General features: G+C 34.2%; 14 protein-coding genes. 7 read left to right on the top strand and 7 right to left on the bottom strand.

All coding sequences use genetic code 11. The annotated features are described in order from the left end of the window. Window positions 1-33: 33 nt before the first annotated feature. A complete protein-coding gene (locus MKY06_RS08840) occupies window positions 34-363 on the bottom strand; it encodes an ArsR/SmtB family transcription factor (protein ID WP_029324433.1) in 330 nt (109 codons plus the stop codon). Between the two features lie 407 nt (window positions 364-770). On the opposite strand from MKY06_RS08840, the gene MKY06_RS08835 reads away from it, so the two are divergent. The 5 genes from MKY06_RS08835 to recA all read left to right on the top strand — a co-directional run bounded on the left by MKY06_RS08835 (window position 771) and on the right by recA (window position 4,401). Further along, entirely contained in the window at window positions 771-1,118 is a 348-nt protein-coding gene (locus MKY06_RS08835) for an ArsR/SmtB family transcription factor (RefSeq protein ID WP_098278188.1), read from the top strand. A gap of 18 nt (window positions 1,119-1,136) precedes the next feature. Continuing rightward, window positions 1,137-2,435 carry an arsenic transporter gene (locus MKY06_RS08830; protein WP_098322043.1) on the top strand — a complete coding sequence of 433 codons (1,299 nt, stop codon included), beginning with the start codon at window positions 1,137-1,139 and terminating at the stop codon, window positions 2,433-2,435. A gap of 24 nt (window positions 2,436-2,459) precedes the next feature. After that, window positions 2,460-2,882 carry an arsenate reductase (thioredoxin) gene (gene arsC, locus MKY06_RS08825; protein WP_013056447.1) on the top strand — a complete coding sequence of 141 codons (423 nt, stop codon included), beginning with the start codon at window positions 2,460-2,462 and terminating at the stop codon, window positions 2,880-2,882. A 302-nt stretch (window positions 2,883-3,184) separates the two neighbouring features. Next, window positions 3,185-3,379: a hypothetical protein gene (locus MKY06_RS08820; RefSeq protein ID WP_064471540.1), complete on the top strand. Its 195-nt coding sequence runs from the start codon at window positions 3,185-3,187 to the stop codon at window positions 3,377-3,379. Then, window positions 3,376-4,401 carry a recombinase RecA gene (gene recA / locus MKY06_RS08815; protein WP_013056446.1) on the top strand — a complete coding sequence of 342 codons (1,026 nt, stop codon included), beginning with the start codon at window positions 3,376-3,378 and terminating at the stop codon, window positions 4,399-4,401. The genes MKY06_RS08820 and recA overlap by 4 nt, the downstream gene beginning before the upstream one ends. 303 nt (window positions 4,402-4,704) lie before the next feature. Here the strand turns inward: recA and MKY06_RS08810 are convergent, their stop codons facing one another. Beyond that, complete coding sequence (locus tag MKY06_RS08810; protein ID WP_098287196.1) at window positions 4,705-6,027, bottom strand: DUF1565 domain-containing protein; 1,323 nt, start codon at window positions 6,025-6,027, stop codon at window positions 4,705-4,707. Window positions 6,028-6,202: 175 nt separating this feature from the next. Here MKY06_RS08810 and speG point away from each other — a divergent pair, with 175 nt between their 5' ends. Next, window positions 6,203-6,727, top strand: coding sequence for a spermidine N1-acetyltransferase (gene speG / locus MKY06_RS08805; protein ID WP_013056444.1), 525 nt, complete (start codon window positions 6,203-6,205; stop codon window positions 6,725-6,727). A gap of 304 nt (window positions 6,728-7,031) precedes the next feature. On the opposite strand, the gene MKY06_RS08800 is transcribed toward speG, so the two are convergent. The 3 genes from MKY06_RS08800 to MKY06_RS08790 form a co-directional block, all read right to left on the bottom strand. Continuing rightward, a complete protein-coding gene (locus MKY06_RS08800; RefSeq protein WP_098278191.1) occupies window positions 7,032-7,625 on the bottom strand; it encodes a hypothetical protein in 594 nt (197 codons plus the stop codon). 569 nt (window positions 7,626-8,194) lie between these two features. Beyond that, entirely contained in the window at window positions 8,195-9,001 is an 807-nt protein-coding gene (locus tag MKY06_RS08795) for a carbon-nitrogen family hydrolase (RefSeq protein ID WP_098278192.1), read from the bottom strand. A gap of 11 nt (window positions 9,002-9,012) precedes the next feature. Beyond that, window positions 9,013-9,672, bottom strand: coding sequence for an MBL fold metallo-hydrolase (locus MKY06_RS08790; protein WP_029324417.1), 660 nt, complete (start codon window positions 9,670-9,672; stop codon window positions 9,013-9,015). Between the two features lie 102 nt (window positions 9,673-9,774). On the opposite strand from MKY06_RS08790, the gene MKY06_RS08785 reads away from it, so the two are divergent. Beyond that, entirely contained in the window at window positions 9,775-10,149 is a 375-nt protein-coding gene (locus MKY06_RS08785; RefSeq protein ID WP_013056440.1) for a winged helix-turn-helix transcriptional regulator, read from the top strand. 228 nt (window positions 10,150-10,377) lie between these two features. On the opposite strand, the gene MKY06_RS08780 is transcribed toward MKY06_RS08785, so the two are convergent. Both MKY06_RS08780 and MKY06_RS08775 read right to left on the bottom strand, forming a co-directional pair. Further along, the gene (locus MKY06_RS08780) at window positions 10,378-10,851 is read right to left on the bottom strand and encodes a stress protein (RefSeq protein ID WP_098197171.1); all 474 of its coding nucleotides are present in this window, start codon (window positions 10,849-10,851) and stop codon (window positions 10,378-10,380) included. A 279-nt stretch (window positions 10,852-11,130) separates the two neighbouring features. Beyond that, window positions 11,131-11,892 carry a class I SAM-dependent methyltransferase gene (locus MKY06_RS08775; RefSeq protein WP_098278193.1) on the bottom strand — a complete coding sequence of 254 codons (762 nt, stop codon included), beginning with the start codon at window positions 11,890-11,892 and terminating at the stop codon, window positions 11,131-11,133. Window positions 11,893-12,054: the final 162 nt, after the last annotated feature.

The following is a 12,054-nucleotide window of genomic DNA, read 5'->3' as shown; positions in this document are numbered from 1 at the left end:
CATGATAAACAATATTATTTTGAATGTAGTAAATTACGAGCATGAGCCGCTTTTACTTGTATCTTTTCTAAACAAGCAGCAAAGCTCCTCAGATAACAGGTGATTTACCTCTTTATCATTTAAATCATAATAGCTCCATGTCCCTTTCGTTTCTTTTGTGATGAGGTTTGCTTCTAATAAAATCTTTAAATGATAGGAAAGTTTAGATTGAGACATTCCAAAGCATTCAGTTAGATCACATACGCATGTCTGTCCTCGCTGACAGAGCTCATACATAATTTCTAATCTCTTTTGATCAGCAAGAGCTTTAAATTTTTGTTCGTACTGTTTAAATGGGTGCTTTTCTTCATTAACTTTTTCCATTGTCATTCCCCTTCATCAATTTTTTTTGATTTAAAGTTCAAAGCTTTCGGCAGCTTTTTTAAAGTTACTATATGTAGTTTCCCCTCTTAGCATAGGATCTTGATGAAAAAAACGCTGAAAGATTAGGTTTTGTGCTTTCTTATGGTTCATCCCTTGAGTGTTCATAACTAAATGAAAATAGGCTCGAAAGTACGTAACTGATAAGTTTCCAGAGTTGTTGACTCTCACTGCTTTCACCCTCACTTTTATAAATCAATTTTTTTTGATGTATTCATCATATCTGGAAAATTTAGATAAATCAAGGTATTCATCAACTTTTTTTGATTAATATTTAAAATGTATATTTTCGTTGAATATATAATAAAATACTTATATAATTATATTTGAAAATAAGGAGGCGAGTCATAATGGATGTAAAAGCGCAGGTAGAAGTGGAAAAAGCAGCACAGATACTGAAGCTGCTTGGAGATAAGACAAGATTGTCAATGATGAAGCTGCTCCAAAATAACGAGTGCTGTGTTTGTGAGCTAGTTGAAATTTATAAAGCAAGTCAACCGGCTATTAGCCAACACTTACGTAAATTAAGAGATATCGAACTTGTAAGTGAAAGACGAAAAGGACATTGGATCTTCTATTCCTTAAATAAAGAAAACAGCTATTATCAGTTTGTCCTTGATATACTCGATTCTTTGCCAAGCGAAGATGAACGATTAAAAGAACTAGAAAAGCAAGGATTACGTATTAGTTGTTGCTAATAGTAGGAGGTTTGTAAAGTGGTATCAGTTATAGTAGCCTCCCTCATTTTCTTAGTGACATTGATTTTTGTCATTTGGCAGCCGAAGAACTTGTCTATTGGCTGGTCAGCATGCGGAGGCGCAGTATTAGCTCTTTTAGCGGGTGTGGTTGATTTCCATGACGTGCTAAATGTAACTCAAATTGTATGGAATGCAACATTAACGTTTATTGCAGTTATTATTATTTCCTTAATTTTAGATGAAATTGGATTTTTTGAGTGGGCAGCTTTACATATGGCACGAGCTGCAGGAGGAAATGGCGTTCGCATGTTTGTGTATGTATCCCTACTTGGAGCTGTAGTAGCCGCATTATTCGCAAATGATGGAGCAGCCTTAATTCTAACACCTATTGTACTTGCCATGGTACGAGCACTAAAATTTGAAGATAAAATGGTCTTTCCTTTTATTATCGCCAGTGGATTCATTGCAGATACAACATCGTTACCTCTTGTAGTAAGTAACTTGGTCAACATTGTATCAGCTGATTTCTTTGGTATTCGCTTTTCTGAATTTGCATCACGTATGATTGTGCCAGATCTGTTCTCACTTTTGGCAAGTATTGTTGTCTTATATTTGTACTTTCGTAAAAGCATTCCTAAGAAATACAACTTAGATGACTTACAGAAACCGGTTGAGGCTATTAAAGATGAAAAAATGTTCCGTTTATCAGGAATCGTTTTATTCATTTTAGTTCTTGGTTACTTTATTGGTGAGTTTTTCGATGTTCCCGTTTCAATTATTGCAGGAATTATTGCAATTTTATTCTTAGGAATAGCGAGAAAGAGTCCCACTGTTCACACTAAAAAAGTGTTAGCAGGAGCTCCGTGGGCAATTGTTTTCTTTTCCATTGGTATGTATGTGGTTGTCTACGGATTACGTAATGTAGGGCTAACTGAAGTATTAGCAAGCCTTATTCAAACAGCGGCTGACCATGGATTGTTTGCAGCAACTATTGGCATGGGATTCATTGCAGCCATTCTTTCATCGATTATGAACAACATGCCAACCGTGATGATTGATGCTTTGGCCATTGATGCAACTTCTGCAACAGGTACAATTAAAGAAGCCTTGATTTATGCAAATGTCATTGGTTCGGACTTAGGACCAAAAATTACACCTATTGGCTCTCTAGCCACTCTCTTATGGCTCCACGTTCTTTCGACAAAAGGAGTTAAGATTTCTTGGGGAACCTATTTTAAAACAGGTATCATCTTAACCATCCCAACATTGTTTATTACGCTTGTTGGTTTATATATTTGGTTATCAATTATTTCTTAACACATTATAAAGGAGATTTTACACATGTCTAAAAAAACACTTTATTTCTTATGTACAGGTAACTCTTGCCGTAGCCAAATGGCTGAAGGATGGGCAAAAAAATATCTAAATAACGATGAATGGGATGTACGCAGTGCAGGATTAGAAGCTCATGGATTAAATCCCAATGCTGTAAAAGCAATGAAAGAAGCTGGTGTTGATATTTCAAATCAAACATCTGATGTCATTGATCCTGAAATTTTAAATAATGCAGATTTGGTCGTTACATTATGTGGCCATGCAGCAGATCACTGCCCAGTAACGCCTCCCCATGTGAAGCGTGAACACTGGGGATTTGATGACCCAGCAAAAGCTGAAGGAACAGAAGAAGAAAAATGGGCGTTTTTCCAGCGTGTACGTGATGAAATCGCTGAACGTATTCAGCGTTTTGCTGAAACAGGTAAATAATTAATCAAGAAGCAGTCTATTTGTGTAGACTGCTTTATTTCTTCCTGAAATCTGTTTTATAGTAACTGGGAATATGAGGAATATGTTATTAGTCTAACCAGATTTGTAGATTCATATACATACAAATTTAAAAATGCAGATTGTAATCGATTCTACTTCTATAAAAAGCGTCACTTATTGTTACTTATTTAATTTAACTTATATAAAAGTAAAAGTATAAACTTACTTTTTATAAATATAAGATATTCTTTTAGCTAGTTTGTAGAAAAACTTTCGCCTTTACAATTAGATGCGTTTATTGTATGATTACACAACAGGAACATTTGTTCGATGCTAAGGGTTTAGAGATGAATGAAGGAACACCAGAACAAACTAAGACAGTTAAACACAAAATTTTCTCGCACGGAGCAAAAACATTTGAGCCAACTCTTATTATTTATCGAAATACCTTGGCGTTTATTGTAAACGTAATAACAATCGGAGGTTTCAAATTATGAATGATAAAAAAGCAGCACTAGATATGGCTCTAAAACAAATTGAAAAACAATTCGGTACAGGATCAATTATTAAAATGGGAGAAGGCACACATACAAAAGTTGAGGCATCTAGCTCAGGCTCATTAGCTTTAGATATAGCTCTTGGAATTAATGGTTATCCCAAGGGAAGAATTATGGAAGTTTACGGGCCCGAAAGTTCAGGTAAAACAACCGTTTCCTTACACGCAATTGCAGAAGTACAAAAAAATGGAGGTCGAGCTGCCTTTATTGATGCTGAACACGCACTTGATCCGGTTTATGCAAGAAAACTAGGTGTAGATATTGATGAGTTACTGTTATCTCAACCAGATACTGGTGAACAGGCACTTGAAATTGCTGAAGCATTAGTTAGAAGTGGTGCTGTAGATATTATTGTTGTTGACTCAGTAGCAGCATTAGTTCCACAAAAAGAAATTGAAGGAGAAATGGGAGATTCTCACGTAGGTTTACAAGCTCGTTTGATGTCTCAAGCTCTTCGTAAACTATCTGGAGCAATCAATAAGTCTAAAACCATTGCCATCTTCATCAACCAAATCAGGGAGAAAGTAGGCGTTATGTTTGGAAATCCGGAAACAACGCCAGGTGGAAGAGCACTAAAATTCTATTCTTCCGTTCGTCTGGAGGTTCGCCGCGCTGAACAACTTAAACTCGGAAATGACATAGTTGGTAATAAAACAAGAATTAAAGTAGTTAAAAATAAAATGGCACCTCCTTTCCGCATTGCTGAAGTAGATATTATGTATGGAGAAGGTATCTCAAAAGAAGGAGAAATCTTAGATATCGGCTCTGAAGTAGACATTGTTCAAAAGTCTGGATCTTGGTTTTCATATAATGAGGAGCGTTTAGGACAGGGACGAGAAAACGCTAAGATTTTCTTAAAAGAAAACCCTGAAATTAGAGAAGAAATTAGAAAAAGAATTATTGATTTCAAATATAGTGATAATGTTAATAACGATAACGATAGCGAAAAAGAAAACCAATAAAAGCATAAAACACCTTTCCCACGGCTTGAACTGCCCCCCCATTATTAGATAAAAAAACTCTAATGATTGGGGGGTTTTTATGTCAAGACTATTGATTTGTACCTAAATAAACACTACTCATATAGAGAAACAGCATGAATCTTCTTGCAATCCATTGGTATATTTACAACGAACGCACCTTTCTCTTTGTTTCAATGAAATAAAAAGTATAATCAGCAGATAGTGAAGTGAATAATTTTTCGGCCTCAAATAGAATCCCAGCGAGTAACTAAATAAAGAATATCTTCTAAAAAGAAATTCTTATTAAAAAAGCCTAGGTGATATGATAGTAGAACTTTCTATTTCTGCCCCCTTCCATATCCATCGATTCGCTTTATCTCTACTTTTATTTAGGTACACATTATGATTAAGTTGATTATATTTATTTGAGTAATGAAGATTGGCCAGAAGCAAATTAGATTTTACTGAAACCATAACATTATTGTTGATAGTGTTATGAGTTGCATGATATTGCATCAGTAATTGGCCACCATCCATGTTCATCGTATCATTTCCATATAAAATATTATGTTCAATAAGAGTATTTATCGTCCCTCCACGTTTTTTATCATAGCCTCCAATTGAAATTCCTGTAAAACGATTCTTATAAATCATATTCCGTATAACTTGAACATTGCTAGTTTGTTTACCATAGTGTTCACTTGCGATTTCTATTCCTAGATCGTTATGACTTGAAACGTTACGCTCGATAATAACATCTTTTCCTCCGTCTACGTAGATTCCACCAGCGGAGTATTCATATTTGTAAGCAGGGTTTGAATAACTGCTGACGTTGTAAATATGGTTTTCACTAATGAGTCCTTCACGGGCTCGGTCATATTTCTCAATAGGAGCTACTTTTTCAAAGCCAATTACGTCAATCCCAATATTATCAACGTTTCGAATTGTATTGGCATTGACGATAAAATCTTTAACATTCCCATTTAGAGTCAGCGCTTCACTAAAACCTAAGGTCAGGTTTTCAAGTAGGTTTCGCGATATTTTAATGTTTTCTAATGAACGCGGCGCTTTGGATCCATAAAAAGCTATTCCATGAGCGTTTCCATTTTTATGTGCAGTCTTAATATCGAAAATATGATTATTAATAATTCGAAGGTTCTTTCCACTTCCTTCTACTAAAATACCACATGGTGTATTTTGTTCCTTAGAAGTAGAAAAATGACCTATATTCAAACCTTGAATTGTTATGTAGCTCTTATTTTTTATGCTAACTAGCCCTCCATCTGTAGAACGGCTTTTTATTTTTTCTCCACTAATAAGGGGCTTTTCACTTTTATAGTTCCTGAAGATAATAGGCTCTTGTTTAGTACCTGAACGGCTAATAATTAATTGTTCATAGTAGATACCGCCTCTGATGTAAACGGTAGTTCCGGGCTGAGCTACTTCACTTGCCTTTCTTAATGTTCTAAAAGGTTTGCTTTTAGTACCTAGGTTTTTGTCATCCCCTGTAGGAGAAACATAAATTTCATGATGTATTATAGGAGCTGCTGAAGGTTGATTAGCTGCCTCAACCCTTTGGTTTATACAGCATAGTAAAATAAGAAGAATACCAACTGCTTTTTTCATAAGATCCTCCTTAAAGTTAATGAATTTCACTTGCAAGATTTTTAAATTATACTATGGTTCTTTTAATAAGGATGTAAATAATCGCACTATGTCTTATTATTTTTTAAAACTACAACAATTTTTACATTTAAAACGGAAAGTGCTAAAGTAATGCTAGAATGTGGAGGTTTGAGAAATGAATAAGGAACTTAAGTTACGTCCTTTGGAAAGAGAAGATTTAAAATTTGTCCATGAACTCAATAATGATGCAAACATTATGTCTTATTGGTTTGAAGAGCCTTATGAAGCTTTTGTAGAGCTACAGGACTTATATGATAAACATATTCACGATCAAGGTGAGCGTCGTTTCATACTTGAAAAGGACGGGGATATGCTTGGATTAGTGGAATTAGTCGAAATTGATTATATTCATCGTAGAGCAGAGTTTCAAATTATCATTGACCCTACGTATCAAGGTCATGGTTACGCCATGGTTGCCACAAACCTAGCAATGAATTATGCCTTTTCGGTATTGAATATGCATAAACTTTACTTAATTGTAGACAAGGAAAATGAAAAAGCAATTCATATCTATAAGAAGGTTGGTTTTTCTATTGAAGGCGAGTTAAAAGATGAATTTTTTGTTGATGGAAGCTATCATAACGCTATAAGAATGTGTATGTTTCAAAAAGAATATTTACAAACCAAAAATAAAAACTAAGGTTGAACTAGTATAAGAGTCCTGGTCACTAAAAAAAGAAGAAAGAATGAAATTGGGAATGAAATTGGGCTTCTGCTATAGGGGTGAAAAATCCTGGAGGAGAAATGTGCAAACCATTTAAATCTGATAACATTGTAAATTATAGAAATCATAAGGATGGTATTATGAGTACATTTAGTCCAACAGGATTGCTATTATTCTTAATAATTATTGGTTTAATAGGATTCCTAGCTTTTAAAGTTGTTAAAAGGTTAAAAAAGAAATAAGTAACAAGAAGGACCTGCTATCAAAACAGTAGGTTTTTTTAATAAGAAGATACATAATACCAGTTTTTATGTACTTTTTTTATTTGTTTAAAATCCCCGTTAAAATCGCTTTTTGAAGGTTTATTATCGTTTGGGTTATATACAAATCCCGAAAAATTGTCTATCATCCCACGGTATGTAAAGAAAAGAATTGATTTAGCCTTTCCTTTTGTTTCTACTAAGATGTCGCCCCCACCTTTAGACAATTGAGTATACTCTTTAGGTAATTGAATAAGGGATGGACTATTAGGTACATTAGGTTTAATAACACCATTTTCTATTTTAGTTGCAACCTCTTCTCTCTTATCTTGATGGCTTCTAAAGTTGAGATCTAAGTTGATTTGATTGAATGGAAAGAAAAGCCATAATAAGATAGTAATGAGCTGAATAACAAACGGCTGCCACTTTCTATTTTTTAAAAGATGAATCAATGTCCATATAGTCATTATGATAAAGAAAGCATATACAAATAACCAAATAGGTAACATTAAAAATTCTGTTATAATATCAATCAGATCCCACTGGAACAATGACACTAAAATAACTAACAAACTACTAATTAACGATAAAAGCAACAATCGATTACGTTTCACACATTTTCCTCTTCCTAAAATAATTCTTTTTTAACCTTAATTATATATTAAAATCCTTATAAAGACGTATATATAATTCATACATAATCTGTTAACATAATCACTCTTTCAGAAAACATCATAAAAAAGAACCCTTGATGAAGGACGGGGACTGCCAAGGGCCCTTTTTCCGGAGTATGCAGCTTTTTATACATTGTTGACTGATCAACGTTTTCTCAGTAGGTGGATGAGAATCTAATGTATAAGAAGTGCACCTTTTATACATATGTTAATTTTAAAAAATATAGTATTTCCAGGTGAAATTGCCTCTTTTTTTAGTAAACTTTCATAAGATATTCTGATAACACTCAAAATTGAGATGATGATCTATTAACGGATTAATCTGTTAATAGATCAGAAAGCAACCTCACTTTAATACCTGTGAATGAGATTGCTTTCTTTTTTCACGTATTTACTTTTTATTTGCTGTTAGTACATTTTGGAACAAAATACAATTAGAATGCTTTCAGAACTTGGGCATTTGCAACCCATTTTTTTCTGTTTTTAAGCTGGATATGATATACAAATTTCTATTCTGCATGCTTATAAACATCCGGTCTCAGGCTTTCAAATATTGGGATGTATTTTTGTTGTTCTGTAACTTTCTGTATATGGATTTCCGCAGTTATAATCTCTTCTTGATCTCCCCCCTCTTCTACAATGTTTCCATTTGGATCAATGATCATTGAATGCCCCGCGTATGTGTTGCCAACATGATTTTTATTATTTACATTTCCTACACTGTTACATGCAATGACATAAACACAATTTTCTATAGCTCTTGCCCTCAATAGTGTTCTCCAATGGTTTATATTTCTGGTAGTCCATTGTGCAACGTAGAATATGACTTTTGCACCTTGAGACGTTGGGTAGCGTGTGATTTCTGGAAAACGTAAATCGTAGCATATAATTTGACTGGCTTTTATATTGTTAATCTCAAAGACATCTGGGACTTCATCTCCCCCTGTTAAATAATGATGTTCATCCAACATCGGCACGAGATGTATCTTATCTTTTTGATAGAGCAGCTTACCCGTTTTTGATACAGCAAAGGCTGTATTATAAATATTTTCATTTCTTTTATTTGAAACTGAACCTGCAATGATATTCACTTGATGGTTGATTGCTAAACGTTGAATAAAGGGAAAAGCTCTCTTTAAATCAATATCTGCTTTTTCTGCTACATTTTTTAAATCATAACCTGTATTCCACATTTCAGGTATCACAACAATCTCAGTATCTATATGAAGCTTTTCTTCAAATAAGGACTCAATGCGGTTTTCGTTTTGCTTAACTTCTCCTTCTATAATCTCCGTTTGAAATAATTGTATTTTCATATTTCTCCCTCTTATTCATATATAAATTTATAAATAGGATATAAATCACAGTTATATTTGACATCTTCGCCATGTGATGAAGAAATAATAGAAGGTTTAATTTCATCTATAATTCGCCCGCTATTAATATTTTCACCCATATCAACTGTAAACTTTCGAATCGGTGGATGTAAGGATTCAGCATTAGAAAAGAATAAGTCTCCAGTTAGCAGCACATTGTCATCTTTATGATGGTATATCACATGTCCTGGTGTATGACCGGGCGTTAAATATACATCTAAAGGTAACTTTTTAATGATGTTGTCACTTAAACTTTCAACTTGATGTTCCACGCCTGTTGTTTCCTTTTCTGCCTTGTTTGGATATGGCTTTTCGCCATTGATAAAAGGCGTTTCAATTTCGTGTGCGTAAATAGGAATATTTAAATTATCTCTTAAATACTTGGCGCCATTAATGTGATCTAAATGGCCATGTGTCAGTAAGATACTTTTGGGGATACCTAAAGATTTTGCTATATTTAACTGAGTATGTGCATAGTCTTTCATTCCGGTATCAATGATATGAACATTCTCACCATCTAGCACGTACCATGTATTGATTTTGACTGGAATTCCCACAATGGTTTTGTAAGTAAGTTTGTAAATATGGCTAGAGATTTGGACAAATTCCAATTGATGCACCTTCTTTTGTTTTATTTGACAATATAAGTTTAGTAAGAAAAAATAGACGTAACAAGAAGGCACAATTTTGTTACTAGCCATTGAGGTGAGAAAATGTCAGACTTTAAAAGTGATCAATACGGTCCTTGTACGTTAACTGTAAAACATGCTTGTCCAATTGAGTTAACGATGCATATTATGGGTGGTAAATGGAAAGGTATTATTTTATCTTTGTTATCAAAATCACCCATGTATTATAATGCAATGCGCCGTGAAATACCGGGTATTACCCAGCGCATCCTTACACTGCAGCTTAGGAATATGGAAAAAAACGGATTGATTGAAAGGGAAGAAACAAACGATAACCCTAAAAGGGTTTTATATTATTTAACAGATCTTGGAGAAAGTTTTGTTCCAATACTAAAATCTTTAGAGAAGTGGGGCAATGCTTATATAAGTCAGCAGGAAGAAGAATTAAAAAAATCTTAACGCTTTAAATAAACTCCTTAACTATATTTTACTTCTTTTTAATGATGCCTTGTTTTTTATAATGTAAGGACTTAATTAAGTGGTGTCCATGAAACTATACTAACTCCAGCTCTTCTTTAATTAAAACGAAAACTTATTAAATGAGAAGAGCCTTTACCATGACGGTAAAGGCTCTTCATACGCTCTTCCCTGATGGGAATCTCTTGTTATCTTTATCTTTATTTTTAATTAAGGTCTATGAAAATCGACTGTTTTCTCGTCATCTCCTGTTCGTTCAAACCATCCTCTGAAAGCCCAGTTATCATAACCTCCATCGCCTTCATTAATAAATGTTCCTTCTTCAAATACCCAGACACCATATGTAATACCATCATAATCTACGGTGTCAAAATATTGAACACCTTGTAATTGATCTGAATTATACCCTTGGCTCAAATTCATAACCATTACATTGTATTGTTGACCTGACTCAAAGAATGCTTTTTCCATTGCTCCCTTGACGAAACCACTTCGATTGTCGGCTGTTTTAGCCGCATCTGCAATCGCTTGTCCTATGGCTACGGGATCAACTGTTACGTCTCCTCCAACTTCTGCAGCTTCTGCGGAGCCTGCAGAACCTCCTAAATTCGGTAGAGCTAATGGCGTCGCTAACACAGCTAAACCTACGGCAGAAGCTACAACAGCTTGTTTCGCTTTTCTCATTTGATCTCCTCCTATTTTTAGGTGATTCTTAGAACATTTACCCTTTATTACCAAATTAAAACAAAAAAGATACTATAATTAAGAATAGGAGATGGATAATTTTATTCTTTTAAAGCTTTTGTTCAACTAAACCTAAGCTTATAAGTTTCTTTCTAAAAGCTCCCTACTTTTTCTGCTATTTCTCTCGGTGAATATGGCATCTCATTTTTGAGCCACCACTCCACTGTGACGCCGTATTGGAAAAAGTTGAGGTAGCTCATTCAACATGATAACCAACTATTATTTAATGGATTTAGTTGCCAGATAACAAGGCATATATTCAGTGATTTTCCCCTTGTGGTGATGATCTTCATAAAGATCTTGTAGGGTGAATCCAGCTTTTAGCTGTCCTCCAATTTGAGTTTCTAAAGAATGACTAAACTGTACACCGCCATTCTTTATAAGTTCTTCATCATTTTCTACCGTGTTTTTAGTTCCATCATAAGGTAATTTATTAACCACTTGTAATGCTTTCTCACCTTCTCCAAATAAATAAAGAGCAGGGTTTGCAAAGCCAGATAGCAGAACGCCACCTTTTTTTAGAACTCTAAAACATTCTTGCCAAACGTGTTCAACATCTTGAATATAGCAGTTTGATACGGGATTAAAAATCATATCGAACGTCTCATCTTCAAAGGGAAATGTCTTACTCATATCGCCTTTAACTAAATCAATAGAATAGCCTTCTCTAGCGGACACCATTTTTTCTAATTCTAATTGTTTATCAGAGTAGTCAAACACTGTAACTTCTGCATGCTGTGCTGCAAAGACTGGGCATTGCTGTCCTCCTCCGCTAGCAAGTCCCAATATTTTTGCTTTTTTAAATGGAATAAACCAGTTATGTGGAACAGGCTTACAAGGTGTTAAGTAAATATCAAAAACACCTTGAGTTGCATCTACAAAGTCTTGATGATTAATAGCTAATGACCATTCTCCTCCAGCTGAAGCCCACTCATCCCACATTTTTGAGTTAATTTTTGTATAATCAGCTTTTTGTGACATAGTTACTCCCCCTTTACCTTTTTTAGTATTTTGTTTAATTTTACCATGTCACTAGAAGAATAATTTAGATGTACAAATTAATTTTTTCTGTTTCAGATAATTAATTTGTACTGGAGAAGTACTTAATAGATATTTTTAAAAATAAAAACACCCTTTTAAAAA

It is taken from the genome of Priestia sp. FSL P4-0332 (assembly GCF_038005845.1).
Lineage (GTDB): Bacteria > Bacillota > Bacilli > Bacillales > Bacillaceae_H > Priestia.
Note: the sequence above shows the minus strand (reverse complement) of the source record. Positions and strands in the feature narration are given on the sequence as shown.